This window comes from Pseudomonas sp. Pseu.R1 (assembly GCF_045764065.1).
GTDB lineage: Bacteria > Pseudomonadota > Gammaproteobacteria > Pseudomonadales > Pseudomonadaceae > Aquipseudomonas.
This window is the reverse complement of sequence record NZ_JBJGEE020000001.1, coordinates 4196902-4223050: the sequence shown is the minus strand read 5'-3', so window position 1 is coordinate 4223050 and position 26149 is coordinate 4196902. Positions and strand designations below refer to the sequence as shown.

Here is a 26149-nt window from a genome sequence, read left to right as displayed (position 1 = left end):
TGCGTTCATGAACAAGGCATGGGCGCTGTTGCGTCTGGCGAGCCCGCAGTTGCCGATTGGCGGTTACAGCTATTCACAGGGGCTGGAGATGGCTGTCGAAAACGCCACGGTCACCGATCCCGTCACGGCGGGTCGATGGATCAGCGATCAACTGCTGCTCAACCTGTCCCGTTTTGAAGCCCCGCTGTTGCTCGCCCACTGTGTCGCCGCCGCCAACGATGACTGGGCTGCCCTGCTGCAATTGAGCGAAGAGCACCGCGCCAGCCGCGAAACTCGCGAGTTGCAGCTGGAAAGTCGGCAGATGGGCTACTCGTTGCAGCAGTTGCTCAACGGTTTGCCCGAACTGGATCAACCGGCCCGGGACTTCTTGCAGCAGGTCGATGAGCCTCATTTGGCGCTGGGTTGGGCCTTGGCCGCCCGCGCCTGGCAGATCGAGCCGCAAGACGCCCTCGCCGCCTGGCTGTGGAGCTGGCTGGAAAATCAATTGGCCGTCTTGATGAAAACCTTACCGCTGGGTCAGCAAGCCGCGCAACGCCTGACAAGCGAGCTGACACCCTTGCTGCAACAGGCACAGCAGCACGCCTCTGAACTCGATCCGACACACATCGGCAGCGCGCCGTTTGGCCTGGCCATCGCGAGCATGGCTCACGAGCGCCAGTACAGCCGCCTGTTTCGATCCTGACTGCTTATAGGCCTTATGAATCGCACAAGAAGATCAACGGAGAACACGTTATGAACAGCCAACCTCTGCGCGTCGGCATCGGTGGCCCGGTCGGGTCCGGCAAGACTGCGCTGACCCTCGCCTTATGCCTGGCCCTGCGCGAGCGCTACAACCTCGCGGTGGTCACCAATGACATCTACACCCGCGAAGACGCCGACTTTCTGGTGCGTAATGAAGCGCTGGCGCCCGAGCGCATCATCGGCGTGGAAACCGGCGGCTGCCCGCACACCGCGATTCGTGAAGACGCGTCGATCAACCTGGAAGCGGTCGACCAATTGAACCGTCGCTTCGAAGGCCTGGACCTGATCATCGTCGAATCCGGCGGCGACAACCTGTCCGCGACCTTCAGCCCTGAGCTGTCCGACCTGACCATCTACGTGATCGACGTGTCGGCAGGCGACAAGCTGCCGCGCAAGGGCGGGCCGGGCATCTGCAAATCCGACCTGCTGGTGATTAACAAGATCGACCTGGCACCGCTGGTGGGCGCGTCGCTGGAGATGATGGACCGCGACACCAAGAAAATGCGCGGGGATAAGCCGTTCGTGTTCAGCAATCAGAAAACCGGCCACGGCCTGGAGGACATCATTGCCTTCATCGAGCGCCAGGGCTTGCTGACTGCGGCCTGATTTCAACCACTCAAGGGGATTACTGTTCATGAATTTCAAGAAACTGTTCGGCGCTCTGGCGCTGCTGCTGGCCCCGGCGCTGGCGTTCGCTCATCCGGGTCATGACGAAAGCGGCCTGATCGCCGGTATCAGCCACCCGCTGAGCGGCATCGATCACTTGTTGGCGATGGTGGCTGTCGGTCTTTGGGCCGCACAACAGAAAGGCGCTGCACGCTGGGCGCTGCCATCCACGTTCGTCGTCACCATGCTGATTGGCGGCCTGTTGGGCTTTGAAGGGCTTGAACTGCCTGCGCTGGAGAGCGGCATTGCTGCTTCGGTGTTTGCATTGGGTCTGGCCGTCGCGCTGGCCGTTCGCCCGCCGCTGTTCGTCGCGGTAGCAGCCACAGCGCTGTTCGCAATGTTCCACGGTGTGGCGCATGGTCTGGAATTGCCTGAAATGTCCAGCCCGTGGGGTTATGCACTGGGCTTCGTCGGCGCTACTGCTGCGCTGCATGCCGCCGGTTACGCCGTGGTGCGGTTCCTGCCTGCCGCTGCGGCACCGATTGTGCGTGTTGCCGGTGCGCTGTCGGCTGCAACTGGCGTGTGGTTGTTCGCAGGTTAAAACCCTGCACAACACCTGTGGGAGCCGGCTTGCTGGCGAATGCAATAGATCAGGCACATCGATAGTGACCGATACACCGCCTTCGCCAGCAAGCCGGCTCCTACAGGAGTAATGCGCAAAGTCAGTTACATTTGCTCCACCGTTTACCCCCGTCATCCCCACCTCCTGCTACCATGTCGCGCAATTTGCCCTCTGCCGCGACGCCATCCGATGCCTGACGCCTCTCCCCTCTCTGCCCAGTCTGAACTGTCCACGGCCTTCGCCCGCGTGCAGCAACACTTCATGGATGTGATCGTGCCGCTCTGGCAAGGGCCGGGCTGGAATGCCGACATGGCGTTGCCCTATGAAGCGCTGGACGCTCAACACCAGCCGCTGCCGCCTCAACGCTATCGCGCCATGGCCTGTGCGCGGCAGCTGTTCCTGTTTTCCAGCTTCATCGGCAACCCTCAAGTCCCCAACGCCAAAGCGCGTGCGGCAGCGTTGTTTCGCTCGCTGCAACAGCACTTTCACGATGCCGAACACGGCGGCTGGTTTTACAGCATCGATCCAGAGGGTGCGCCGCTGGATCGCCGTAAGGATTTGTACACCCACGCCTTTATCGTTTTCGCCTGCGCCCACTACTGGGCCAAAGTGCGTGAGCCGCTGGTCGAGTCGGTACTCAATGCTGCGCTGCACATCGTGGCCGAGCGTTTTGCCGATGGCGACGGGCTGTATGAATCGGTGCTCGCCGAAGACTGGTCGTCACTGGACGCAGGCCCTCTGCAAAACCCACTGATGCACTTGGCCGAGGCCTTCCTAGCCGTGGTGGAAGTGCGCGAAGACGCCGACACGCTGGACGCCCTCGACGCGCTGGCCGAAGGCATGCAGCGCCGATTCGTCGATGCCGCAAAAGGCGTGATGCTGGAGCAGCCGCTGGACGCTGTGGATAACTGGTCCGAGCCGGGGCATCAGTTCGAATGGTTCTATTTGCTGGAATCGTCGGAGCACTTGCGGGGCACGCCGCTGCACCAATCGCTGACTACGGCATTTGCGCATGCCGAGGCACAGGGCGTCGATCCGATTACAGGGGCGGTGGTGGCTTCGCTGGATGTTGAAGGTGCGGTGAAAGATGGTACGCAGCGCATTTGGGCACAGGCCGAGTACCTGCGAGCCTTGACGCTGCGGCCTGACAGTCAGGTGTTGCTGGCTCGGCAGTTGGAGGCGCTGGAGCGGCGTTTTCTGCACCCGGGCGGCTGGAACGAGTGCTTGGATGGTCAGGGCCAGATCAGCCGCAGCGACATGCCGTCGACCACGCCGTATCACTTGGCGACCTGTTACATCGGCTTGGCCCAGTACTTCAAAGCATGACACTGCCCCCCTATGGGAGCACCTCAAACATTGTGGGAGCCGGCTTGCTGGCGAATGCGGTGTGTCAGTCTTAGATTAAGGTGACTGACGCACAGCGTTCGCCAGCAAGCCGGCTCCCACAGGTTGGCGTGATCTATACGATCAGCGCTTACTTCGCATCCCCACGCGTACGATCAATCGCAAACCCTGCCCAGGTCTGGCTCACAGGCATCAGCTCAAGGTTGTTCACGTTAACGTGCGCCGGGGTGTTCATGATCCAGAAGATCGTCTCGGCGATGTCCTGCGGCTGAATCGGCTCGGCGCCTGCGTAGGTGGCGTCGTATTTGGCCTGGTCACCGCCGAAGCGCACCAGCGAAAACTCGCTTTCGCACAAGCCCGGCTCCAGGTTGGTCACCCGCACGCCTGTGCCGATCAGGTCGTTGCGCAGGTTCAACGAGAACTGGCCCACGAACGCTTTAGTGCCGCCGTACACGTTACCGCCCGGATACGGGTAGTTGCCCGCCACCGAACCCAGGTTGACGATGCTGGCGCCGCGGCCATAAGCGATCAACCGCGACAGCAGCGTGCGAGTGGTGTAGACCAGCCCTTTGACGTTGGTATCGATCATGGTGTCCCAATCGTCCAGATCGCATTTCGGCGCAGGGTCAATGCCCAGCGCCAGACCGGCGTTGTTGATCAGGCCACGGATCTTGGCGAACTCGGCAGGCAGACCTTCGACGGCCTTCTCAACCGCTTCACGGTCACGCACGTCCAGCGTCAGGGTGTGGACCTTGGTTTGCTTGGACAACTCGGCGCTCAGCGCCTGCAAGCGCTCTTCACGGCGACCGGTCAGCACCAGCGACCAGCCCGCTTCTGCGAAACGGCGTGCGCAGGCTTCGCCAAACCCGGAAGTGGCACCGGTAATGAACACGGTAGAAGTCATGTGGTTCTCCTGACTGAGGGTGTCGGCTTGGGGATAAGTCCCGGATTTACGCAACCAACCGCGTTGCGCGTAGGAAAGTTCTGGAGAATGCCCGCGCAGGCGCTTCAGGATCAAGCCTGTTGATCACAATCGTCGTACAACCCAATCACTGTACAAAAAACGAACAATCTCGCCAAAGCCTTACCCTACGCGGCCTGCACGCAGTTTTGCCCATCTTATCCACAGTCAGACTCACAAAAACCGGGGGCAACTCGAAACGCCACAAGCCCCGCCATACAACGCCTGTGGGCAACTCGAACGGCAAAACGACTTGACCGGCTGAAACGTGTCTGCAATCAAACCAGGCTCTGATCTGGGCACTCGGACACAACCCAGCGCGCAAGCCTAGAGATTGCGCGATCTACAGCCGTCTTTCCAAGGGTTGCGCACAGAGTTATCCACAGGCTTGCGCACACTATTAACTGTATATAAAAACAGGCCTTGGAGCGTTGACAAACAGAGCAAAGGTAACGACTAAGACCGGTGGTCAAAAATCAACCAAGCCTCTACAAGCCACGTAAACAAAGGGCTGTAGCCAACTGCCACCAACTTATTCACAGTCGCCTCCACAGCAAAACTGGACAAGTCAAAACCGTGACAAAACAACCGTTTGCAGCGGCTAACTGTCGCGGTTTGGAAGCTCTTCGGAATTGTTTTCCACAATGGCTGGACATGGCAGATCTGAATGGTGGCGTGCTTGCAGATATCCATGGACCCGTGGGAGCCGGCTTGCTGGCGAAAGCAGCGTGTCAGCCAACTCATTCGTCCCAGATGCACCACCTTCGCCAGCAAGCCGGCTCCTACAGGCACCCCAAATGCAAAACGCCCCGAGTGCGTAACACTCGGGCCGTTGGTTATTGCGAGACCTCAGGAAGACTCAATGCCCGCCGAGATACGCGTTCCTCACCTCTTCGTTGGTCAGCAGCTCCTGACCGGTGCCTGTGAGACGAATCTCGCCGTTGACCATCACGTAAGCGCGATCTGACAGCTTCAGGGCGTGGTTGGCGTTTTGCTCGACGAGGAAAATCGTCATGCCGGTCTGGGCCAGTTCACGCAGGGTGGAGAAGATCTGCTTCACGATGATCGGCGCCAGGCCCAGGCTCGGCTCGTCCAGCAGCAACAGCTTGGGACGGCTCATCAGGGCGCGGGCGATGGCGAGCATTTGTTGCTCGCCACCGGACATGGTCATTGCCCGCTGGTTGCGACGCTCCTTGAGGCGCGGAAACAGGTCGAACATGCGCTGCATGTCTTCGCTGGCGTACTTATCCCCAATCGGGATGGTGCCCATCATCAGGTTTTCTTCCACCGACATGTCAGGGAACACGCGGCGGCCTTCCGGCGACTGCGCAATGCCGTTGGAGGCGATGTAGTGCGACGACTTCTGGGTGATGTCGGTGCCCTGATAGATGATCTGCCCGCTAGCGGCTCGGGGCTGGCCGAAGATCGACATCAGCAGCGTGGATTTGCCCGCGCCGTTGGAGCCGATCAGGCTGACGGTTTCACCTTCGTTGATTTCCAGTGAGACCTTTTTCAGGGCCTGAATCGGCCCGTAGTACACGTCGATCTCTTTCATTTCGAGGATCGGCTTACTCATACCAACTCCTCTTCATCAGCACCCAGGTACGCGGCGATCACTTTCGGATCGTTGCGGATCTGCTCCGGCTTGCCCTTGGCAATCACGTTGCCATGGTCGAGCACGACGATATCGTCAGAAATGCCCATGACCATGCCCATGTCGTGCTCGATCAGCACGATGGTCATGTCGTGTTCGTCTCGCAGGTGGCGAATCATGCCGCTCAGCGCTTCGGTTTCCTGTGGGTTGAGGCCTGCGGCGGGCTCGTCCAGGCAGATCACCTGCGGACGGGTGCACATGGCGCGAGCGATTTCCAGACGGCGCTGCTGGCCGTAGGAAAGTTCACCAGCCAGGCGGTTGGCGCAGTCCACCAGATCGACCACTTCCAGCCAGTAGAAGGCCGTGTTCATGGCGTCTTCTTCGGCCTTGCGATAGCCCTTGGTGTTGAGGATGCCCGCGATCATGTTGCGGTTGACCCACATGTGCTGGGCCACCAGCAGGTTTTCGACGACGGACATTTCTTTGAACAGGCGAATGTTCTGGAACGTTCGCGCCAGACCTGCGCGGTTCACCAAGTGCGTGCCGCCAAACATTTTGTAGTACAGGCGGCTGCCGAAGCTTTTCGGCGAAGCGAAGTCGCTGACGCGGAACTGCTCGCCAAGCAGTTTGATCACGTTGGTTTTCTTGCCACGGGCGTTCAGCTCGATCTTGCCGCCGGTGGCTTTATAGAAGCCGGTCAGGCAGTTGAACACGGTGGTCTTGCCTGCGCCGTTCGGGCCGATCAGGGCGAATATCGAGTTGCGGCGCACTTCAAGGCTGACGTCGCTGAGGGCTTTGATGCCGCCAAAGTGCATCATCAGGTTTTCGACGGACAGAACGATTTCGTCGCTCATCACGCGCCCTCCACTTTGGCCAGCACGCCTTTGCGTGGTTGTACGCCGGTACGGCTGATGCGGATCAGGCCGCGAGGGCGCCAGATCATCATCAACACCATCAGGATGCCGAACAGCAATACGCGGTATTCGGCAAAGCTGCGCAGCATTTCCGGGGCGACGGTCAGCACGAACGCTGCGATCACCACGCCCACAGTCGAGCCCATGCCGCCCAATACAACAATGGCGAGGATCAACGCGGATTCAAAGAAGGTGAACGACGTCGGGTTGACGAAGCCTTGGTAGCTGGCGAAGAACACCCCCGCCAGACCTGCGGTCGATGCACCGATGGTGAACGCCGAGAGCTTGACCAGTACGTGGTTCAGGCCCATGGAGCGGCAGGCAATTTCGTCTTCACGCAGGGCTTCCCAGGCGCGACCGACCGGCATGCGGGTCAGGCGGTGCTTGATGTACAGCACGGCCAGCACGACGAGGAACAGCACGGCGTAGATAAAGATGAATTTCAGGTCCGGGTTGTATTCGAAGCCGAAATACTCGTGGATCGGAACGCCGCCATCTTTGGCACGACGGCCGAATTCCAAACCGAAGAAGGTCGGCGAAGGCACGGCCACACCGTTCGGACCACCGGTGAACGACAGCCAGTTATTGAGCACCAGACGAATGATTTCACCGAAGCCCAACGTCACGATGGCCAGATAGTCGCCGTGCATACGCAGGACCGGGAAGCCCAGAATGCAACCGGCAAACGCCGCTGCAATCGCCGCCAGCGGCAGCGCGGACCAGAAGCCCAGGCCCAGATACTGATAACCCAGTGCCAGGCCGTAGGCACCGATGGCGTAGAACGCCACGTAACCCAGATCGAGCAGACCGGCCAGACCGACCACGATGTTCAGGCCAAGGCCCAGCAGCACGTAGATCAGGCCAAGGATCACCACGGTCAGCACGTACTTGTCAGCGAACACCGGGAAGATCACCGCGATCAGGATCATCAGCGGAATGATGAAGCGCAGGCGTGTCTTGTAACCCGGCGGCAGTACATGCACGCCAGAACCCGGGCTTTCGAAGCTCTGAGCGATGGCCAGGCCTTTCGGGGTTTGCAGGAACAGGCTCATGAGGAAGCGACCGACCACCACCACGCCAACCAGCGCGGCAACGCGGCCTGGTTGCATGTTGAAGCCGTAGCCATCCAGCACGATGCCGACGATGGGACCGAACACGATCAGCGCCAGCAACCCGGCCAGCACGGCGTCGATCACGCTTTGTTTGATATCGATGGGTTTGACAGGAGCAGACATGGTTACACCTTCGCCACGAGTGGGCGACCCAGCAGGCCTTGAGGACGGAAGATCAGAATCACGACCAGCAGGCCAAAACTGAACACGTCTTTGTAGTCGGAGTTGATCAGACCGGAGAATTGCGACTCGGCCACCCCCAGGATCAATCCACCGAGCATGGCGCCCGGCAACGAACCGATGCCGCCCAGCACCGCAGCGGTGAAGGCTTTGATGCCGATGACGAACCCGGCGAAGAAGTCGAAGGTGCCGTAGTTCATGGTGATCAGCACGCCCGCCAGTGCTGCCATGGCCGCGCCGATGACGAACACGTAGGAAATGATCCGGTCAGTGTTGATACCCAGGATCGACGCCATTTTGCGGTCTTGCTGAGTAGCGCGGCACATACGGCCCAGCTTGGTGTACTTGATGATGTAGGTCAGCACGCCCATGCCGATGAAGGCCGCCACGAGAATGAAGATCTTGGTGTAGGTGATCTGCACGAAGCCTGAGCCGACGTCGAAGCGCATGGCGCCTTCGAGCAGGGTCGGTACGCCTTGCTGGCGTGGGCCTTGGGCGATCTGCGCGTAGTTTTGCAGGATCAGGGAAATACCGATGGCACTGATCAGCGGTGCCAGCCGGGTCGAGTTACGCAGCGGTTTGTAGGCCACGCGCTCGATGACGAAGCCGTATACGCCGGTCACCACGATGGTGAAGATCAGCGTGCCAAGAATCAGGAAAGGGAAAGATTGGATACCGAAAAAAGACAGCACGGCTAGGCCGATGGCTGCGAGGTAGGCGGAGATCATATACACGTCGCCGTGGGCGAAGTTGATCATGCCAATGATGCCGTAAACCATCGTGTAACCGATGGCGATCAGGCCGTAAACCGACCCGAGGGTCAGGCCGTTGACCATTTGCTGCAGGAAAATACCATCCATCACGCACGCTCACGAACTTGAAGGCCAACCTGGTGCGGACCGGCTACCCCCTCGTGAGGAGCAGCGGGACGCACACGATGGCAACAGAAGAAATCCGGCGCCGCGCGAGACAGCGCCGATTACCGGGTGAAGCGGCTCTGAGGTTCCAAGCCCGCAGCGCCGCCCATCCGACTAGAGGCTCAACTCACTTCTGCTTTTCGAGCTGGTGATATTTGCCGTCCTTGTCCCACTGATAGACCACGTAGTCGGAGACCTTCAGGTCGCCTTTGGCGTCCCAGGCTTTCTCGCCCATGACGGTTTTGACCGGGTGGGCTTTCAGGAACTTGGCAGCGTCTTCGCCTTTGTTCGACTTGGCGCCGTTGAAGCCAGCGGCCAAGGCCTGAACCGAAGCGTACGCGTACAGGGTGTAACCTTCAGGCTCGTAACCGGACTTGCGGAACTCTTCGACCACTGCCTTGCTGTCAGGCAGCAGGCGCGGGTCGGCGCCGAAGGTCATGTACACGCCGTCGACGTATTGCGCGCCGCCAGCGGTGGTCACCAGTTCGTCGGTCACAACGCCGTCGTCGGACATGAACTTGACGTCCTTCAGGCCTTGCTCACGCAGTTGGCGAACCAGAGGACCGGCTTCCGGGTGCAGGCCGCCGAAGTAGACAACGTCGGCGCCCACGGAACGGATTTTGGTGACCAGGGCGCTGAAGTCTTTCTCGCCGCGGGTCAGACCTTCTTCCAGCACGGGCTTCACGCCACGGGCGGTCAGCTGTTTGGCGGTGGCATCAGCCAGGCCTTTGCCGTAGGTGTCTTTGTCGTTGATTACGGCGACTTTCTTGCCTTTCAGCACGTCGACGATGTAGTCACCCGCCACGACGCCTTGCTGGTCGTCACGGCCGCACATACGGAACATGGCGCTCAGGCCGCGTTCGGTAACGGTCGGGTTGGTGGAACCTGGGGTGATCGCGATGATACCGGCTTCGTCATAGACTTCCGAAGCGGGGATGGTGGAGGAAGAGCAGAAGTGGCCAACGACGCCAGCGACTTTCTCTTGAGACATCTTGTTGGCGACGGCTACGGCCTGTTTCGGCTCGCACGCGTCATCGCCCTGAACCAGAACGATCTTCTCGCCGTTCACACCGCCCGCAGCGTTGATGGCATCAGCCGCTGCCTGAGCGCCTTTCATGTACTGCAGGCCGAACGAGGCGTTGGCGCCGGTCATCGGGCCTGCAACGCCGATCTTGACGTCAGCCTGCGCAAAAGTAGCCGCACCCATTGCAGTAGCGACTGCGAGTGCCAGAAAGCCTTTCCTGTAAAACGTCTGCGACATGAGTTGGTGCTCCTAGGTTTTTTAATTAGCACTGCGACCACAGAGATGCTCTGAGCAAGGGGCGTGCCATCGGTTTTTTATTCTGAAAAAAGTCGTCGTTTTGTTGTTATCCGACTGATTCGGGCCCTTTTTTACTGGGCGTGCAACCGTCTAAACCGCGCAAGGTGCAACCCTGCGACCTATAAAGAGCAACCCTCCTGAATAAAATGCGCAACCACGCCAACCTGACCTGTACAACCCTGTTGTTACAGCCTGCGTCACCGAACTGCACACCGCCGGTGCGGGGTCGCTACGGGACGCACCATTTCAGGTTAGTGGATGCGCGAAAAAGCGCTGATTTATGACAGACATTTCGCCTCAGATCACAATTCTGAGGCACTGCCCTGCATGGTATAGCGAAAAGCCAGCCTCATATAAAGAGCTGCGCAAACCAATGGCCGAGAGCGGCTGCATAGGTGCAAACGGAATCGGCAGTACGCTCGCGTTACCGCTGCACAGGTAATCAGCGAACGCCTTGCCCACCACTGTGCCCGTCGTATTGCCACGGCCGTTATACCCGGTCACCGCGACCAGTCCTGGTGCAGGTTCGAACATGCGTAGCAGATGATCGGGCGTAAACGCGATGCAACCGGTCCAGGTGCACTCCCATTCAACCTTTCTCAGATACGGGAAATAGTGCTGCTGCACGCGATCCGCCCAGGCTTTGAGGAACCATGCCGGCTTCTGATTGCCGTTGCCCAGACTGCCCAGCAACAAGCGGCCATCAGCATCGCGACGAATGCTGCTCAGTACCTGGCGGGTGTCCCACGAGCCTTGGCCACCGGGCAAAATTTGCTGCGCAGCCTCTTCGGTGAGCGGTGCCGAAGCGACCTGATAGTAGTAGCCGGGGAAGAAGTTGCGGCGCAGTTCGGTCCATTCGCCTTCGGTGTAGGCGTTGGAGGCGATGACCACCTGATCGGCGATGACCGAGCCGTTTTCGGTGATCACGCACCAGCGCTGGCCCTGACGTTCGAGGCGTTTGACCGGCGAATGATCGAAACGCTGACCACCGAGTTTCGTGACGGCAGCAGCGAGGCCACTGGTGTAAGCCATCGGGTTGATGGTGCCCGCACGATGGTCGAGCAAGGCAGAAGTAATCTCCTTGGTGCCGGTCGCTTCCTGACAGGCCTTGCCGGTGAGCAACTCAATCGGTGCGCCACGGCGTTTCCACTGTTCTTCACGACTGCGCAAATCCAGCTCGCCTTTGGCGTTGTGCGCCATGTGCAGCGTGCCTTTGCGCGTGGCCTGGCAGTCGATGCCGTATTTTTCGATCAGGCTGAACACCAATGACGGCGCGTTGCCGAGCATGGTGTTGAGCTGGCTGCCGATTTTCTCGCCGAAACCGGCTTCGATCTCGTCGGGAGGAATCCACAGCCCGGCGTTGACCAATCCCACGTTACGCCCCGAACCGCCCTGCCCAGTGCGATGGGCTTCGACGATGGCGACTGTCTTGCCCTGCTCCAGCAGGTGAATCGCCGCCGACAACCCCGTGATGCCTGCGCCGATCACGCACACATCGACGGTCACCTCCCCTTTCAACGCTGGCGCCTCAGGCCTCTGCGGCGTCAGCGTTTCCCACAGACATTCTTCGCGTAGCGGCATCGCAAAACCTCGGAAAGGACAAACGATGATTCAAGTTATACCGATCGTTACTGATCGTTCCCATGCTCCGCGTGGGAACGCCGTTGGTGGCGCTCTGCGTCACACAAAAACGGACGCAGAGCGTCCATCAAGGCATGCCCACGCAGAGCGTGGGCACGATCATCACAAAGGAACAGCGCTTACCTTACGGCATCAATCAAACGTAATCCCCTGCGCCAACGGCAGCTCGCGGGAGTAGTTCACGGTCGCCGTCTGGCGACGCATGTAGCCTTTCCACGAATCCGAACCGGATTCACGGCCACCGCCGGTTTCCTTCTCGCCACCGAACGCGCCGCCAATCTCTGCACCGCTCGGGCCAATATTGACGTTGGCGATGCCGCAGTCGCTGCCCAATGCCGAAATGAACTGCTCAGCCTCACGCACATCGGTGGTGAAAATGCACGACGACAAACCTTGCGGCACATCGTTGTTCAGGCGCACGGCCTCGCTGAATTCGTCGTAACCGACCACGTACAGAATCGGCGCGAAGGTCTCGCTACGCACCACATCGCTTTGCTCCGGCATCTCGACGATCGCAGGCGACACATAGAACGCATTCGGGAATTTGTCAGCCAGTTGGCGCTTGCCGCCGAACACCTTGCCGCCTTCGCTTTGGGCCTGCTCCAGCGCTTCCTGCATGTTTTCGAAGCTTTGTTTGTCGATCAGCGGGCCGACCAGGTTGCCTTCCAGCGGATGGCCGATGCGCACTTTGGCGTAGGCCGCTTTCAAGCGCTCGACGAACTCGGCCTTGACCGAGTTGTGTGCGATCAAACGGCGGAGCGTGGTGCAACGCTGACCCGCCGTGCCGACGGCGCTGAACAACACAGCGCGAACGGCCAGGTCCAGATCGGCACTCGGCGCCAGAATCATCGCGTTGTTGCCGCCCAGTTCCAGAATGCTGCGAGCGAAACGCGCGGCGATCTTCGGCGCCACTTCACGACCCATGCGGGTGCTGCCGGTGGCGCTGACCAAGGCAACGCGAGCGTCGTCGACCAGCGCCTCGCCTGCATCGCGACCGCCCACTACGCACTGCGCAAGGAACTGCGGGGCATCCGCAAATTCAGCCGCCACGCGGTCGAACAACGCCTGACAGGCCAGCGCGGTCAGCGGGGTCTTTTCCGAAGGCTTCCAGATCACCGAGTTGCCGCACACCAGCGCCAGCGCGGTGTTCCACGACCAGACGGCCACCGGGAAGTTGAACGCGCTGATCACGCCCACGACACCCAGCGGGTGCCAGGTTTCACGCATGTGGTGACCCGGACGCTCGGAAGCGATGGTCAGGCCGTACATCTGGCGCGACAAGCCAACAGCGAAGTCGCAGATGTCGATCATCTCCTGCACTTCACCCAGACCTTCCTGAGTGATTTTCCCGGCTTCCCACGACACCAGTTCGCCCAGATCGGCCTTGTGCTTGCGCAGCGCTTCGCCGAACAGACGAATCAGCTCGCCACGACGCGGCGCGGGCACTTTGCGCCATGCCTCGAACGCGTGCTCGGCGCGGGTGATGCGTTGCTCGACTTCAGCGGCACTTTCCCAGTTCACCGAAGCGACCTGGCTGCCATCGATCGGGGTATGAACAGGCTTGTCGCCCTTCTGATAAAGCGCAGGGTCGACACCGAGGCGAGTGAGCAGGTCGTTAAGCATGATTTCTCCTGGATTCTGTGGAATCGAAAAGCGCGAACGCGGAATGCTGAAATTCAGTTCTTTCGTCAGCTTCTAGTAATAGCTGGCGTTGCGTCGCGCAACAAACGACGATTAAGCGAGATATCATTCCGTTTTTTCATGCTGATGCTGAGCACGTCTGAATATGCTGAACCGACGCCACCTGCCGTCCATCACCGCCCTGCAATGTTTCGAAGCAGTGACCCGACACCTGAGCTTCACCCGCGCCGCCGAAGAGCTGAACCTGACCCAAAGCGCCGTCAGCAAACAGGTGGCGCAGCTTGAGGAATTGGTCCAGCACCTGTTGTTCAGACGCGTGCGTCGTAGGCTGCAACTTACGCCCGCCGGGGCGTTGTATCTGGGAGAGGTGCGAAAAGTCCTCACGCAGATGGAGATGTCCACCCACTTTCTACGTTCCTACGGCGGTGAAACTGAGGTCCTACGCGTGTCGACGCCTTCGACCTTCGGCGCCCGCTGGCTGGTCCCGCGCCTGAAAGGCTGGCGTCTGCGCCATCCGCACATCCATCTGGACCTGGTAAACGAGCAGGAAAGCGACGATCTGGCGCAAAGCCGCTGCGATCTGTCGTTCTATTTCGGCCAAGGCGCGCGTCCCGGTGCAGAGAGCGTGAAACTGTTTGGCGAAGAACTGGTGCCCGTGTGTGCGCCGGACATCCTCCCGGAAAAGCCCTTTACCCACCCCACGCAACTCACCGACTTGGTGTTGCTGCAATGCGCCCATCGCCCTCAAGGCTGGCACGAGTGGTTCGAGAGTCAGGGCTACCAGACCGAACACAGCTACCATGGCCCGCGTTTCGAGACGTTCTACATGTGCATTCGCGCCGCGCAGGTCGGTTGTGGCGTGGCGCTGCTGCCGCGCTTTCTGGTGGAGGAAGAACTGGCCGACGGCAAGCTGGTCATTCCATGGGCTCATGCACTGCCCAGCCACGACGCCTACTACCTGGCCTATCCGGAGCATGCCGCGGAGGTGCCCAAGATTCGGGTGTTCGTGGAGTGGATGTTGGAGCAGTTGGATAACCCAACGCCGCAGTAAATGATCTGAATCACGATCACCCTGTGGGAGATTCCATGTTGCGTGGCCAAACACAAGTCCATGGTTAGACACACATCAATGTGGGAACCGGCTTGCTGGCGAAAGGGATGCGTCATTCAGCGTAACGGTAACTGGCGTGCCGCATTCGCCAGCAACCGGCTCCAACAATCGACGGTTGAGCCATCGGCGCTGAAACATTTCTGCCCCAACCCCGCGTCGACTGGCATTATGTCGCTCTTCGTCAATAACAAACCGGACGTAGTGGCATGGAGCCAATACCAGGCGCTACCGCAAGGTTGTATGCGACACCTATTTTTTCATGGGCCGCAACGTGGCGGCCTCTGCTGGCTGGAGCGACACAATGAGTGAGAGCGCTTTCGCAGATCGCATCGTTCAGAACCTGCTCGATACCGACCTCTACAAACTGAGCATGATGCAGGCAGTGCTGCACAACTACCCCAACGTCGACGTTGAGTGGGAGTTCCGCTGCCGAAACAGTGAAGACTTGCGGCCGTACCTGACGGAAATTCGCCATCAGATCGAGCAATTGTGCGACCTGTCCCTGAGCGTCGAAGAAACCGGATTTCTGGAACGTATCAACTTCATGAAGCCGGATTTTCTGCGCTTCCTAGGCCTGTTCCGCTTCAACCTGCGTTACGTCTACACCGGCATCGAAAACGATGAGCTGTGCATTCGCCTGTCCGGCCCTTGGCTGCACGTGATCCTGTTCGAAGTGCCGATCCTTGCCATCGTCAGCGAAGTCCGAAACCGCCATCGCAACCCGGACACCCTGCTGATCCAGGCCCGCGACCAGCTCTATCGCAAGTTCGACTGGCTGCATGAGGCCGCGACACCCGAGGAGTTGGCCGAATTGAAAGTCGCGGATTTCGGCACCCGTCGGCGGTTCTCGTACGCGGTTCAGGAAGATGTCGTGTCCGTGCTGAAAAAGGATTTCCCCGGTCAGTTCGTGGGCACCAGCAACGTCCACCTGGCACGCAAATTCGACCTCAAACCCCTTGGCACCATGGCCCACGAATGGATCATGGCGCACCAGCAACTGGGACCTCGACTGATCGACAGTCAGATTGCCGCCCTCGATTGCTGGGTCCGGGAATACCGTGGTCTGCTGGGCATCGCGCTGACCGACTGCATCACCACCGACGCTTTCCTTGGCGACTTCGACCTGTTCTTCGCCAAGCTGTTCGACGGCTTGCGCCATGACTCAGGCGATCCCGTGCAGTGGGCCGAAAAGTGCATCACCCACTACCAGAAACTGGGCATCGACCCGATGAGCAAGACGCTGGTGTTCTCCGACGGTCTGAACCTGCCCAAGGCGCTGGACATCTTCCGTGCCTTGCGCGGTCGCATCAATGTCAGCTTCGGCATCGGCACCAACCTGACCGCCGACGTACCGGGCGTTCAGCCGATGAGCATCGTGCTTAAAATGACCGCTTGCGCCGGTCAGCCCGTCGCCAAGATTTCCGACGAGCCCGGCAAGACCCAGTGCAAGGACCCGGAATTCGTGTCCTACCTGCGTCACGTATTCAAGGTGCCAGCCTGAAACGAGCACCGTAGCGCCTCACTTTTTTACATGCCTCTTTTTCTTCTTCATAAGGAGTCAATCATGCAAGCCGTACAACTCGAGATCGCCAGGGAGCTCAAGGTCCAGCCGCCCTTCGCCAATCAGGGTGAGCTTGAAACCGAGGTTGCGCGCCGAATCCAGTTCATCAAGGACTGCCTGCAAAACGCCCGTCTGAAAGTGCTGGTACTGGGCATCAGCGGCGGTGTGGACTCGCTGACCGCTGGCCTGCTGGCGCAGCGTGCCGTGAAGGAATTGCGCGAGAGTACTGGCGACAACGCCTACCAGTTCATCGCCGTACGCCTGCCGTACCACATTCAGCACGATGAGCACGAAGCCACCGCTTCGGTAGACTTCATCAACCCGGACGAGCGCCACACCGTAGACATCGCGCCGTCGGTCAAAGGCCTGGTCGAGCAGGTGAAAGCATTCGAAGGTCAGTCCGATTCGGCTGTGGACTTCGTCAAAGGCAACGTCAAGGCACGCACGCGCATGGTCGCGCAATACACCATCGCGGGCGTTCGTGGTGGTTTGGTGATTGGCACTGACCACGCGGCGGAAGCCGTGATGGGCTTCTTCACCAAGTTCGGTGACGGCGCCTGCGACTTGGCGCCATTGAGCGGCCTGGTGAAAAATCAGGTTCGCGCCATCGCCCGCAGCTTCGGCGCGCCAGAGTTTCTGGTCGAGAAAATTCCGACTGCTGACCTGGAAGATCTGGTGCCGGGCAAGCCCGACGAAGCCTCTCACGGCGTAACCTACGTCGAGATCGACGCCTTCCTGCACGGCCAGCCGCTGCGTCAGGAAGCGTTCGACATCATTGTGAACACCTACCGCAAAACCCAGCACAAGCGCGACCTTCCCTACGCCCCTTGATGCTCGCTCTTCGTAGGAGCGCGCTTGCCCGCGATGAGGGAATGTCAGATACAAGCAGGTGTCTGACGGATTGCATTCGCGGGCAAGCGCGCGCCTACAAAATCACGTTTGGCGTCGTTCAATAGAAAACGGAATGAATCCGCAGTTTTTTTTCGCTTGTCCCACCCGCCCAACGGGGCTTACATAGCGTCCTGACTTTCTCGCTCAGAGCCGCTACCCATGACCGCATTCCAAGGCCTCTTCTCCCTCGTCGCGTCCACCGTCGGCCAGCCCGCTGCCGAATGGCTTGAACGCCGTGTCGACGTCCCGCAGGCGCTGCAGAACTTCTCCTGGTCAAACGACGCGATCCATCGCGTCTGGCTCGCAGAAGCACTGAACCTGTGCCTGTTCCACAAGTTGGTAGAAGCGGTGCCGGATGGCCTGCGCTATGTCGATGAACAGTTCGAATCTGGCCGTAAAGTGGTGTTCGATCATGGCGCCATTCGCACCGTCGATTGGGCAGAGAACGGCGAGCTGCCGCGGGGGCGTCTGGCCTTCTCTCGTCTGCTGGAGCCTCTGGGCTTCACCGACGTCCGCACTTATCCACTGACCAAGCTGAACATGACCGGCTGGGGCTATCGTCAAATGGACCTGCCGGAAGACATCGCGCAGTTCTTCGTCTCTGAGCTGCATCCGGGGCGTTTGAGCCAGGCGTTCCAGAACGCAGTCGGCCGCGTGGTGGCGTCGAGTCGTGATCCGTTGAGCGCCGAGGACTTGAGCATCCTCAAACGTCTGCACACCACCCGCCATTGCAGCCTGGAAGAGGCCACGCGGCTGCTGCCGGGGCTGTATCGCGCGTTCGGTCGTCAGCATGGTGTTGTGCAGGAAGCGGACTATCGCCAATTGCTCAGCGAAAGCGCAGAGATGGCGTGGATTTCCACCGAGGGCAACAGCTTCAACCACCTGACGGACCGGGTCGATCATCTGGAAGCTACGGTGGAGGAACAGATTCGTCGCGAGCGCCCGATGAAGGACAGCATTGAGGTATCAGCGTCGGGCCGTGTGATGCAGACGGCCTACAAGGCCTGCATCGTAAGCCGGGAATTGCTGGACGCAGAGGGCGTGGCCAGAGCGCATCAGGTGCCAGGGTCGTTCGTGGAGTTCATTCAGCGCAAGATCGACCCGGAAAACGGCAAGCTCGATCTGAATTTCGACAGCAGCAATGCGCAGGGGATTTTCAAGATGACGGCGTCTTGATCGCGCAGGCCCTTACAAACCTTCGACGCAGCTCTCACGGCTAGACCTCCGTCATGGTGGGAGCCGGCTTGCTGGCGAAAGCGGTGTGTCATTCAACGCATCGGTGTCTGACTTGACGCTTTCGCCAGCAAGCCGGCCCCCACAACTGTACGCTTACTTCAGGGTAACGACGCCCTTCATCATGCTGATATGACCTGGGAACGAGCAGAAGAAACCATACTTCTGCGCCGGGTCCAGCTTCGACACATCGATCTTCAGCGAAGCTTTCTCACCCGCACCGATGATCTTGGTGTGGGCGATGATGCGTGCATCGCCTTCTTTCAGATAATCCTTGTCGATGCCAACGCTCAGGCCGTCGGTGGCGATGGGCTGCATGTCAGCCTCTTTACTGATCACCAGGTTATGACCCATGACATTCTTCGGCAGGCTGCCGGAGTGCTCCAGGTTGACGGTGAATTCCTTGCAGCTCTTGTCGATTTCGATGGCTTTGGTGTTGAAAGACATCTGATCGGTGGAGTCCACCGTCACCGAGCATTCAGCGGCCAACAGATGCCCGCTGGCCAGGGTCAGCAGGGATGCAGCAACGAGCTTGCGAATCATGTACGAGTCTCCTGAATGGGGTTGCTCTTGTTTTTTGTATACAAAGAGTGCCTCAACTTTAAACAAGTTATCAACCACAGATTATGAAACATGTCTGGGTGGCCTCTATCAGGGCCATGGAGACAATCAAGCAGCGAGCGCTACAGTGCCGCTTTAAGATCAGCTTGTCACTTACTCGTTCAGGATGACCGCCATGAACCTCAACGCCCTCTTCCGTAGTTTGCTCGCGGCCTATGCTTGTGGCGCCAGCGGCAGTTACGACAGTGCCACTCAGGATTACAGCGACTATCGCCGCGCTGTCACTCCGACAGCGGCATGACCGTCACCCGTACTTCCGGGTCATGATTGCCGCCACCGAGGATCACGCCGCGCAGCGGCGAGACGTCGGAAAAGTCACGCCCCCACGCGAGACTGATGTGCTCCAGAGCAGGCTGGATGTTGTTGGTGGGGTCGAAATCCACCCAGCCCAGCGTCGGACAAAACACTGACACCCAGGCGTGAGAGGCATCGGCGCCGATCAGTCGTGGCTGGCCGGGTGGCGGCTGAGTCAGCAGATAGCCGCTGACATAACGCGCTGCCAACCCGCGAGAGCGCAGGCAAGCGAGCATCAGATGGGCGAAGTCCTGGCAGACGCCCCGACGGCGCTCCAGCACTTCCACCAAGGGTGTGGCCACTTGCGTCGCTTCACCATCGAAGGTGAATTCGTCGAAGATTTTTTCCATCAACGCCTGCGCGCAAAGCAGCAGCGGTTTTCCGATCGGGAAACAGTCAGCGGAAAATTCCACGAACGACTGCTTCAGATGCACGTAAGGCGATTCGAAGCGGTAACGGCAAGCGTCGAGAATGTCTGGCGACATCTTCGAAGCGCTGTACGTCAGGGTGCTACGGGCGAGGTCCCACGGCATCGACTGTTGGAACTCCAGCACTGGGCGCGCCAGCACTTCAATCAGCAACCGTGCGTTGACCTGCAACTCATCGTGAGGGCGCTCGAACGCCAACCGGGTCAGCGGGTTACCGAACACGTCCTGCTCGTCGCGCCGAGTGGTCGGCTCCGGGCTGATTTCCAGTCGCTGTTCGATACAGCGCTGCCAAGGACTGACCCTCGGCCACAAATGCGCCAGTTGCTGCGCCAGAGAGACCGGGCTGTCGTACTTGTAGTGGGTATCGTGAAGAATTTCGTAATGGGCGCTGTTCATCAGACGGACACCGTGCGCTGGCTGACATCATCGACATGGGCAAAGTGGCGCAGAGACAGGCGATCAGACACCTGCCCGCTGATCTCGCCCACGCTTTGCAACAGGTCCGCCAGCCCGTGCAGCGCGGACTTGACGCTGCTCTCGCCAAACAGTCCGTTTTCCAGACAACCCAGATCGAAGGTGGCCAGACGCTGGGTCAGCAACGTAAGGCTGTTTTCGTGGGGCACGCCAAAATCGTCGTTCAAACGCCTGACAGAGCGCCTGACCACTTTGAGCTGAAACAGCACCGCATGGGGGTTTTGCTCGTCGAGCAACAGCAGGTCGAGCACCGGGATCAACTGCGGCAACGCCAGATAACGCGAGCGGTAGGTGATGCTGCTGTTACCCAACTCCAACAGCCAGTCCAGCGCATCCTGATCAAACACGGCATCGCTGCGCAGAAACGCCGCCAGGCTGGCACTCAGAAACTGCAAACGCTCGATGCGTCGACCAATCATCAGGAAACGCCAACCGTCGTCGCGGGTCATGTCGTCCAGCGCAAAGCCTGACAAGGCCGCCAACGACATCACCAGCCGGTTGAGAAAATCCAGCAACTCGCCGAAGTCTGGCGTGTCGGTATCCAGATTCGCCGCTTCACGCTGCAATTCCACCAATGCCTGCCAGTTTTCTCGCGACAGCTTGCCGCGCACTTGCGACGCCGCCCACTGCAAGCGTTGCAGGTTCGAGCGCAGGCTGAACGGCCACTCTTCACCCAACAGTGCATCGAGCAGGCGCTCGTGCAATTCGCGAGGCTCGTCTTCGTCCTCTCTGGGCACCAGATTCAGGCGTTCCCCCAATTCCACGGCCGCTTGCAGCGCCATTGGATCATCGCCATCGACATAGCGGGCGAGCATGATCCGCAGCAAGCGGGCGCTGTCGTCGCAACGTTCGCAATAGCGACCAAACCAGAACAGGTTTTCCACCACCCGCGACGGCAGATAAGGATCGCGGCGAATCAGGTCATGGACGCCGAGCGAATGGCGATTGCGCCAAGGCTCGCTGCCCACTGTGCGTTCGCCGAGAATCCAGGTGTCCTTACTCGCACCACCGCGTTGCATCGACACCACATCGGCGTCGGCCTCTGCGGCCACGCGGGTCAGGCCGCCCGGTAAAACACGATAACCATCGGCGGCGGCGACGGCATACACCCGCATGCCGATGGCACGCGGCTGCAATTGCGCCTGTTCACCCTGCCAAACCGGCGCATGGGACAGTTGCGCCAACTCCTGCGCGACGTAAGCGTAAGGCCGCGCCTGCATACGAGCGGCCAGCGCCTGACGCTGTTCTTCGTTCAAATCACGGCCGAAAACCGGCGCAAAACTCTGCGAAGGAAACGCGGGTTTGATCAGCAATTCAGGCATCTTTTCCAATGCCTGAGCGAGCACCGGAGGTTCGCCGCACCACCAAGTCGCAATCGACGGCAGGATCAGTTCTTCGCCAAACAGGTACTCATTGATTTTCGGCAGAAAGCCCAACAGGCCCGGCGACTCCAACACACCACTGCCCAGTGCGTTAGCCACCACAACACGCCCTTGGCGAACCGCTTCCAGCAGGCCCGGCACGCCGAGCGCGGAATCGGTGCGCAGCTCCAGTGGATCGCAGAAGTCATCATCGAGGCGACGCATGATCGCGTGCACACGGCGCAGGCCACTGAGGGTTTTCAAATAAACCGTGGCGTCGCGCACCGTGAGGTCGCTGCCCTCTACCAATGGATAGCCCAACTGCCCCGCAAGGTAGAGGTGTTCAAAATAGCTTTCGTTGAAACGGCCCGGCGTCAACAGCACGATTAACGGCACCTCCATGCCACTCGGCGCCTGACGGGCGAGGGTTTCCTGCAAGGAGCGGAAGAATCCGGACAGGTGCTGCACCTCCAGATCGCGATACAACTCGGGAAACGCCCGAGACACGATCAGGCGGTTTTCCAGGGCGTAACCGGCACCCGACGGCGCCTGCGTACGGTCTGCTGTAACCCACCAACGGCCATCGGGGGTGCGCGCCAAGTCCACGGCGTACACATGCAAAAAGGTGTTTTCTGGCGGCGTGACGCCCTGACACGGCCAAAGAAAATTGTTGTGCCCGAACACCAGTTCAGCAGGAAGCAGGCCCTCGGCAATCAGTTTTTGCGGGCCGTATAGGTCGGCGAGCACTGCATTGAGCAAACGGGCTCGTTGGGCAATACCGGCGGCGACCTGCTGCCATTCCTCGACCGGAATCAAATGCGGCAGCAAATCCAGCTCCCACGGGCGATCCGCACCCTTGGGGTCGGCGTACACATTGTACGTCACGCCATTTTCTTGAATCTGCCGAGCCAGCAGCGCCTGACGCTGAATCAACTGCGCAGGCGTGCTGCGTTGCAAATGCTCATAGAAACGCTGCCAATGGGGCCGGACAGCGCCGCTGGCGTCGAGCATTTCGTGATAACTACCCGCAGAGAGCGGATATCGGTCAAGCAGGTCGGGCATGGAAGGCTCGGCAGACAACTAAAGGAGTCAGATTAGCGCAGACAAAGTGACACGCAGTGGCTCGCTTCCCTGCGGCCACTTTTCTCGCCAGAAGGCCTGACGCATCGCATCAGGCCGTCTGTCCGGGCCGTACCTCTATCGATGCAGACGCAAATCCAGCGTCATGGGCATTTCATCGTTGATGGACAGCGCAGGCACCGCCAGTTTGCCGGGGGTATGGCCGACGCGGAAGAACCGCGCCAGACGTCGACTTTCGGCTTCGTTGGCGTTCACCGGCAGGGTTTCGTAATTGCGACCACCAGGATGGGCGACATGATACTCGCAGCCACCCAGTGAACGCTGCATCCAGGTATCAACGATGTCGAAAACCAGCGGCGCGTGCACCGGAATCGTCGGCTGCAACGCGTTGTACGGCTGCCATGCGCGATAACGCACGCCTGCAACGAACTCACCAATACGGCCAGTGGGTTGCAGCGGAACGGGTACGCCGTTGCAGGTCAACACGTAGCGCTGAGGCGGCAGGCCGCTGACTTTCAACTGCAAACGCTCCAGCGACGAGTCCACGTAACGGACCGCACCGCCCCCCGATCCCTCTTCGCCCAGCACATGCCAAGGCTCCAGCGCCTGACGCAGCTCCAGCTCAATACCGCTGACCGCGTAATCGCCCACCTTCGGAAAGCGGAACTCCAGATGCGCCGCGAACCACTCGGCGCGAACCGGATACCCGGCAGCGTTGAGTTCGACGATCACATCGGCAAAGTCCTGCTCAATGAAGTGCGGCAGCATAAAGCGGTCGTGCAGTTCATTCCCCCAGCGCGCCAGCTTGGCCGGGGCATAAGGCTCACGCCAGAAACGGGCGACCAGTGCACGCAGCAACAACTGCTGCGCCAGGCTCATCTGCGCATGAGGAGGCATCTCGAAAGCGCGCAGTTCCAGCAGGCCCAGACGCCCTGTCGCACCATCCGGCGAATACAGTTTGTCGATGCAGAACTCGGCGCGATGGGTGTTACCCGTGACGTCGATCAACAGGTTGCGCAGCAAGCGATCAACCAGCCAAGGCGGACATTCTTCGCCCGGTTCGGGCATTTGTGAGAAGGCGATCTCAAGCTCATACAACGAGTCATTGCGAGCCTCATCGACACGCGGCGCCTGCGAGGTCGGACCAATGAACAGGCCGGAAAACAGATACGACAGCGAGGGGTGGTTGTGCCAGTAACTCAACAGACTGCGCAGCAAATCGGGCCTGCGCAGAAATGGCGAGTCCCCTGGCGTCGCGCCGCCAAGCACGAAGTGGTTCCCCCCGCCGGTGCCGGTATGGCGCCCGTCGATCATGAATTTTTCGGTGGTCAGGCGTGTCAATCGAGCCTGTTCGTACAGAAACTCGGTGCGCTCGACCAACTCGTCCCAACTGGACGATGGCTGAACGTTGACCTCGATCACGCCCGGGTCCGGCGTGATACGGAAGTTGGCCATACGTGGATCGAACGGTGGCTCATAGCCCTCCAGCAGCAACGGGCAACGCAGTTCCTCTGCGGTCGCTTCGATGGCCGCGACCAATTCCAGATACGCCTCAAGGGACTGTAACGGCGGCATGAACAGGTACAACCGACCGCCGCGCACCTCGGCGCTCAAGGCTGTGCGGGTGAGCCAGTCTGCGGATTGATCGATGACAGGAGCGCGCTCTGCCTGATCATCAGCCGTCTTGAGACCCTTGAGCTTCGAGTCGATCTCGTCACGATCCGCCAGCTCCGGGAAGTCCTGGTTAGGATCGTTGGGATGGATATACGGGTATTCCGCGGCCTTGACCCAAGGCTGCGAGGCCAACGGCAGGCGATAACCCAGTGGGGAATCGCCCGGCACCAGTCGACAATGTTCACCACGCAAGTACCAGCGTCCGCTCTGCCAGCGATCATCCGCTGCTGTACGTGCGAGTGGCAGGACGTGACCGATGACCTTGTCCAGCCCTTGAGAAAAGACTTTGCTCAAGCGCGCCCGCTCCATTTCGTCGCTCAAGCGGGGATCTTCGGCGCTGACGTTCTGCGGTAGCGACCCTTCGCGCCACAGGTAGTAGAAATTGTCTTCGTACGCGGGGAAGACATAGCGGGCAGGCAACTTCAGGCGCTCGGCGACACTGCGCAAAAAGCGTCCGGCGGTCTCGCTGTCCGTGCCGTAGTCTTCGGTCTCATCGGCGATCAACGCATTGTTGCGCCACACCGGCTCGCCATCGCGACGCCAGAAGCAGTTCAGCGACCAACGCGGCAATTGCTCGCCCGGATACCACTTGCCCTGGCCAAAATGCACGATCCCCTGCGGCGCATAATGCGCGCGCATGCGCTGAAACAGCTCAGCCGACAGCACGCGCTTTTTCGGCCCCAACGCGGCAGTGTTCCATTCGCTGCCATCCCGATCATCGATGGACACGAAGGTCGGCTCACCGCCCATGGTCAGGCGCACGTCATCCTTGATCAGATCGGCGTCGATCTGTCGGCCCAGCGCTTGGATCTCCAACCATTGCGCTTCGGTATAAGGCTTTGTGACGCGCGGCGCCTCCCAGATGCGCTCCACCGACATGTCGTGGCTGAAGTCGGTTTCGCAGGGTTCGACCAACCCGCTGATCGGCGCCGCAGAAGAAGGATCCGGGCTGCACGCCAACGGAATATGCCCTTCCCCGGCAAACAACCCCGACGTGGCGTCCAGACCAATCCAGCCAGCGCCCGGCAGATACACCTCGCACCAGGCGTGAAGATCAGTGAAATCAACGTCAGTGCCCGACGGCCCGTCCAGCGCCTCGACATCCGCCTTGAGCTGAATCAGATAACCCGACACAAACCGTGCTGCCAGCCCCAAATGACGCAGCAACTGCACCAACAACCACGCGGAGTCTCGGCAGGACCCGGAGGCACTGTCCAGCGTGTACTCCGGCGTCTGAATGCCCGGCTCCATGCGGATCAGGTAATTGATGTCGTGCGCCAAACGCTGATTGAGGCTCACCAGAAAATCGATGGAAGGCACGGGTGTGCGGTCGATGCTCTCCAGATACGCCTGAAATTTCGGCGTCAGCGGCAACTTTTCCAGATACGGCAGCAGTTCATGGTGCTCTTCCTTGGCGTAGGCGAACGGAATCTTCTCGGCATAAGGCTCAAGGAAAAAATCGAATGGATTGAACACCGCCATCTCGGCGACCAGATCCACCTCGATGCGCAATTCGTCAGTCTTCTCGGGGAACACCAGACGCGCCAGGTAATTACCCTGCGGGTCCTGCTGCCAGTTGATGAAGTGATTCTCAGGCAACACTTTCAGCGAATACGACAACACCCGCGTACGGCTATGAGCCGCCGGGCGCAACCGCACAATCTGCGGGCCTAGCTCGACCGCACGTTCGTAGCGGTAATGCGTGACATGGTGCAAGGCAATGTGAATCGACACGGCGTGCCTCCTGCGAGCCTGGACGGTAGCGGAACCGCGCAAGACTTATGCCATCCAGGCAAGTCCGGCGCCTTCGGCGTTGAGGGTGCCCGC

The 26149-nt window shown here is 59.9% G+C and carries 21 protein-coding genes; 9 read left to right on the top strand and 12 right to left on the bottom strand.

Features of this window, described 5'->3' with window-relative positions; translation table 11 throughout:
• Positions 1–7 precede the first annotated feature (7 nt).
• The 4 genes from ACI5GA_RS19390 (at position 8) to ACI5GA_RS19375 (ending at position 3295) form a co-directional block, all read left to right on the top strand.
• Positions 8–682, top strand: a complete 675-nt coding sequence (locus ACI5GA_RS19390; protein ID WP_404636488.1) for an urease accessory protein UreF — start codon at positions 8–10, stop codon at positions 680–682.
• 50 nt (positions 683–732) lie between these two features.
• On the top strand, positions 733–1347 hold the full coding sequence (gene ureG / locus ACI5GA_RS19385) for an urease accessory protein UreG (RefSeq protein ID WP_062378949.1): 615 nt from the start codon (positions 733–735) through the stop codon (positions 1345–1347).
• 28 nt (positions 1348–1375) lie between these two features.
• Positions 1376–1948 (top strand): HupE/UreJ family protein, encoded by a 573-nt coding sequence (locus tag ACI5GA_RS19380; RefSeq protein ID WP_404636487.1) that lies wholly within the window; start codon positions 1376–1378, stop codon positions 1946–1948.
• Positions 1949–2158: 210 nt separating this feature from the next.
• A complete protein-coding gene (locus ACI5GA_RS19375; RefSeq protein ID WP_421423852.1) occupies positions 2159–3295 on the top strand; it encodes an AGE family epimerase/isomerase in 1137 nt (378 codons plus the stop codon).
• Positions 3296–3443: 148 nt separating this feature from the next.
• Here ACI5GA_RS19375 and ACI5GA_RS19370 read toward each other — a convergent pair whose 3' ends face one another.
• The 8 genes from ACI5GA_RS19370 to ACI5GA_RS19335 form a co-directional block, all read right to left on the bottom strand.
• Positions 3444–4217: an SDR family oxidoreductase gene (locus ACI5GA_RS19370; protein ID WP_404636485.1), complete on the bottom strand. Its 774-nt coding sequence runs from the start codon at positions 4215–4217 to the stop codon at positions 3444–3446.
• Positions 4218–5133: 916 nt separating this feature from the next.
• Complete coding sequence (locus tag ACI5GA_RS19365) at positions 5134–5850, bottom strand: ABC transporter ATP-binding protein (protein WP_404636483.1); 717 nt, start codon at positions 5848–5850, stop codon at positions 5134–5136.
• Entirely contained in the window at positions 5847–6722 is an 876-nt protein-coding gene (locus tag ACI5GA_RS19360; RefSeq protein ID WP_404636482.1) for an ABC transporter ATP-binding protein, read from the bottom strand. The genes ACI5GA_RS19365 and ACI5GA_RS19360 overlap by 4 nt, the downstream gene beginning before the upstream one ends.
• Positions 6722–8017 (bottom strand): high-affinity branched-chain amino acid ABC transporter permease LivM, encoded by a 1296-nt coding sequence (livM, locus tag ACI5GA_RS19355; RefSeq protein ID WP_404636481.1) that lies wholly within the window; start codon positions 8015–8017, stop codon positions 6722–6724. Before livM ends, ACI5GA_RS19360 begins: the two co-directional genes overlap by 1 nt.
• Positions 8018–8019: 2 nt before the next feature.
• The gene (locus tag ACI5GA_RS19350; protein ID WP_404636480.1) at positions 8020–8934 is read right to left on the bottom strand and encodes an ABC transporter permease subunit; all 915 of its coding nucleotides are present in this window, start codon (positions 8932–8934) and stop codon (positions 8020–8022) included.
• 184 nt (positions 8935–9118) lie between these two features.
• Entirely contained in the window at positions 9119–10252 is a 1134-nt protein-coding gene (locus ACI5GA_RS19345; RefSeq protein WP_404636479.1) for an ABC transporter substrate-binding protein, read from the bottom strand.
• 357 nt (positions 10253–10609) lie between these two features.
• Positions 10610–11893 carry an NAD(P)/FAD-dependent oxidoreductase gene (locus ACI5GA_RS19340; protein ID WP_421423850.1) on the bottom strand — a complete coding sequence of 428 codons (1284 nt, stop codon included), beginning with the start codon at positions 11891–11893 and terminating at the stop codon, positions 10610–10612.
• A gap of 192 nt (positions 11894–12085) precedes the next feature.
• Entirely contained in the window at positions 12086–13576 is a 1491-nt protein-coding gene (locus tag ACI5GA_RS19335) for an aldehyde dehydrogenase family protein (protein ID WP_404636477.1), read from the bottom strand.
• Between the two features lie 163 nt (positions 13577–13739).
• Here ACI5GA_RS19335 and ACI5GA_RS19330 point away from each other — a divergent pair, with 163 nt between their 5' ends.
• From ACI5GA_RS19330 to ACI5GA_RS19315, 4 genes are all read left to right on the top strand, one after another.
• Positions 13740–14645 carry a LysR family transcriptional regulator gene (locus ACI5GA_RS19330; protein WP_421423849.1) on the top strand — a complete coding sequence of 302 codons (906 nt, stop codon included), beginning with the start codon at positions 13740–13742 and terminating at the stop codon, positions 14643–14645.
• A gap of 361 nt (positions 14646–15006) precedes the next feature.
• Positions 15007–16206, top strand: coding sequence for a nicotinate phosphoribosyltransferase (pncB, locus tag ACI5GA_RS19325; RefSeq protein WP_404636475.1), 1200 nt, complete (start codon positions 15007–15009; stop codon positions 16204–16206).
• Positions 16207–16269: 63 nt separating this feature from the next.
• On the top strand, positions 16270–17097 hold the full coding sequence (nadE, locus tag ACI5GA_RS19320) for an ammonia-dependent NAD(+) synthetase (RefSeq protein ID WP_404636474.1): 828 nt from the start codon (positions 16270–16272) through the stop codon (positions 17095–17097).
• Positions 17098–17316: 219 nt separating this feature from the next.
• A complete protein-coding gene (locus tag ACI5GA_RS19315) occupies positions 17317–18333 on the top strand; it encodes a DUF1338 domain-containing protein (protein ID WP_404636473.1) in 1017 nt (338 codons plus the stop codon).
• Positions 18334–18486: 153 nt separating this feature from the next.
• Here the strand turns inward: ACI5GA_RS19315 and azu are convergent, their stop codons facing one another.
• Positions 18487–18933, bottom strand: a complete 447-nt coding sequence (gene azu / locus ACI5GA_RS19310; protein ID WP_404636472.1) for an azurin — start codon at positions 18931–18933, stop codon at positions 18487–18489.
• Between the two features lie 193 nt (positions 18934–19126).
• Between azu and ACI5GA_RS19305 the strand changes: the two genes are divergently transcribed.
• The gene (locus tag ACI5GA_RS19305; RefSeq protein WP_404636471.1) at positions 19127–19252 is read left to right on the top strand and encodes a hypothetical protein; all 126 of its coding nucleotides are present in this window, start codon (positions 19127–19129) and stop codon (positions 19250–19252) included.
• Here ACI5GA_RS19305 and ACI5GA_RS19300 read toward each other — a convergent pair.
• From ACI5GA_RS19300 to ACI5GA_RS19290, 3 genes are all read right to left on the bottom strand, one after another.
• A complete protein-coding gene (locus tag ACI5GA_RS19300) occupies positions 19233–20129 on the bottom strand; it encodes a transglutaminase family protein (RefSeq protein ID WP_421423848.1) in 897 nt (298 codons plus the stop codon). The genes ACI5GA_RS19305 and ACI5GA_RS19300 overlap by 20 nt on opposite strands.
• Positions 20129–22630 (bottom strand): circularly permuted type 2 ATP-grasp protein, encoded by a 2502-nt coding sequence (locus tag ACI5GA_RS19295; protein WP_404636469.1) that lies wholly within the window; start codon positions 22628–22630, stop codon positions 20129–20131. Before ACI5GA_RS19295 ends, ACI5GA_RS19300 begins: the two co-directional genes overlap by 1 nt.
• Positions 22631–22765: 135 nt before the next feature.
• Positions 22766–26056 (bottom strand): DUF2126 domain-containing protein, encoded by a 3291-nt coding sequence (locus ACI5GA_RS19290; RefSeq protein WP_421423847.1) that lies wholly within the window; start codon positions 26054–26056, stop codon positions 22766–22768.
• Positions 26057–26149 lie beyond the last annotated feature (93 nt).

What these genes read in the sequence shown, in the direction of transcription:
- ACI5GA_RS19380 (WP_404636487.1), top strand. Translation starts at nt 1,376, where the DNA reads ATGAATTTCAAGAAACTGTTCGGCGCTCTGGCGCTGCTGCTGGCCCCG.
- ACI5GA_RS19370 (WP_404636485.1), bottom strand. Translation starts at nt 4,217, where the DNA reads ATGACTTCTACCGTGTTCATTACCGGTGCCACTTCCGGGTTTGGCGAA.
- ACI5GA_RS19330 (WP_421423849.1), top strand. Translation starts at nt 13,740, where the DNA reads ATGCTGAACCGACGCCACCTGCCGTCCATCACCGCCCTGCAATGTTTC.
- ACI5GA_RS19335 (WP_404636477.1), bottom strand. Translation starts at nt 13,576, where the DNA reads ATGCTTAACGACCTGCTCACTCGCCTCGGTGTCGACCCTGCGCTTTAT.
- nadE (WP_404636474.1), top strand. Translation starts at nt 16,270, where the DNA reads ATGCAAGCCGTACAACTCGAGATCGCCAGGGAGCTCAAGGTCCAGCCG.
- ACI5GA_RS19315 (WP_404636473.1), top strand. Translation starts at nt 17,317, where the DNA reads ATGACCGCATTCCAAGGCCTCTTCTCCCTCGTCGCGTCCACCGTCGGC.
- ACI5GA_RS19305 (WP_404636471.1), top strand. Translation starts at nt 19,127, where the DNA reads ATGAACCTCAACGCCCTCTTCCGTAGTTTGCTCGCGGCCTATGCTTGT.
- ACI5GA_RS19390 (WP_404636488.1), top strand. Translation starts at nt 8, where the DNA reads ATGAACAAGGCATGGGCGCTGTTGCGTCTGGCGAGCCCGCAGTTGCCG.
- pncB (WP_404636475.1), top strand. Translation starts at nt 15,007, where the DNA reads ATGAGTGAGAGCGCTTTCGCAGATCGCATCGTTCAGAACCTGCTCGAT.
- ACI5GA_RS19345 (WP_404636479.1), bottom strand. Translation starts at nt 10,252, where the DNA reads ATGTCGCAGACGTTTTACAGGAAAGGCTTTCTGGCACTCGCAGTCGCT.
- ACI5GA_RS19375 (WP_421423852.1), top strand. Translation starts at nt 2,159, where the DNA reads ATGCCTGACGCCTCTCCCCTCTCTGCCCAGTCTGAACTGTCCACGGCC.
- livM (WP_404636481.1), bottom strand. Translation starts at nt 8,017, where the DNA reads ATGTCTGCTCCTGTCAAACCCATCGATATCAAACAAAGCGTGATCGAC.
- ACI5GA_RS19360 (WP_404636482.1), bottom strand. Translation starts at nt 6,722, where the DNA reads ATGAGCGACGAAATCGTTCTGTCCGTCGAAAACCTGATGATGCACTTT.
- azu (WP_404636472.1), bottom strand. Translation starts at nt 18,933, where the DNA reads ATGATTCGCAAGCTCGTTGCTGCATCCCTGCTGACCCTGGCCAGCGGG.
- ACI5GA_RS19350 (WP_404636480.1), bottom strand. Translation starts at nt 8,934, where the DNA reads ATGGATGGTATTTTCCTGCAGCAAATGGTCAACGGCCTGACCCTCGGG.
- ACI5GA_RS19295 (WP_404636469.1), bottom strand. Translation starts at nt 22,630, where the DNA reads ATGCCCGACCTGCTTGACCGATATCCGCTCTCTGCGGGTAGTTATCAC.
- ureG (WP_062378949.1), top strand. Translation starts at nt 733, where the DNA reads ATGAACAGCCAACCTCTGCGCGTCGGCATCGGTGGCCCGGTCGGGTCC.
- ACI5GA_RS19365 (WP_404636483.1), bottom strand. Translation starts at nt 5,850, where the DNA reads ATGAGTAAGCCGATCCTCGAAATGAAAGAGATCGACGTGTACTACGGG.
- ACI5GA_RS19300 (WP_421423848.1), bottom strand. Translation starts at nt 20,129, where the DNA reads ATGAACAGCGCCCATTACGAAATTCTTCACGATACCCACTACAAGTAC.
- ACI5GA_RS19340 (WP_421423850.1), bottom strand. Translation starts at nt 11,893, where the DNA reads ATGCCGCTACGCGAAGAATGTCTGTGGGAAACGCTGACGCCGCAGAGG.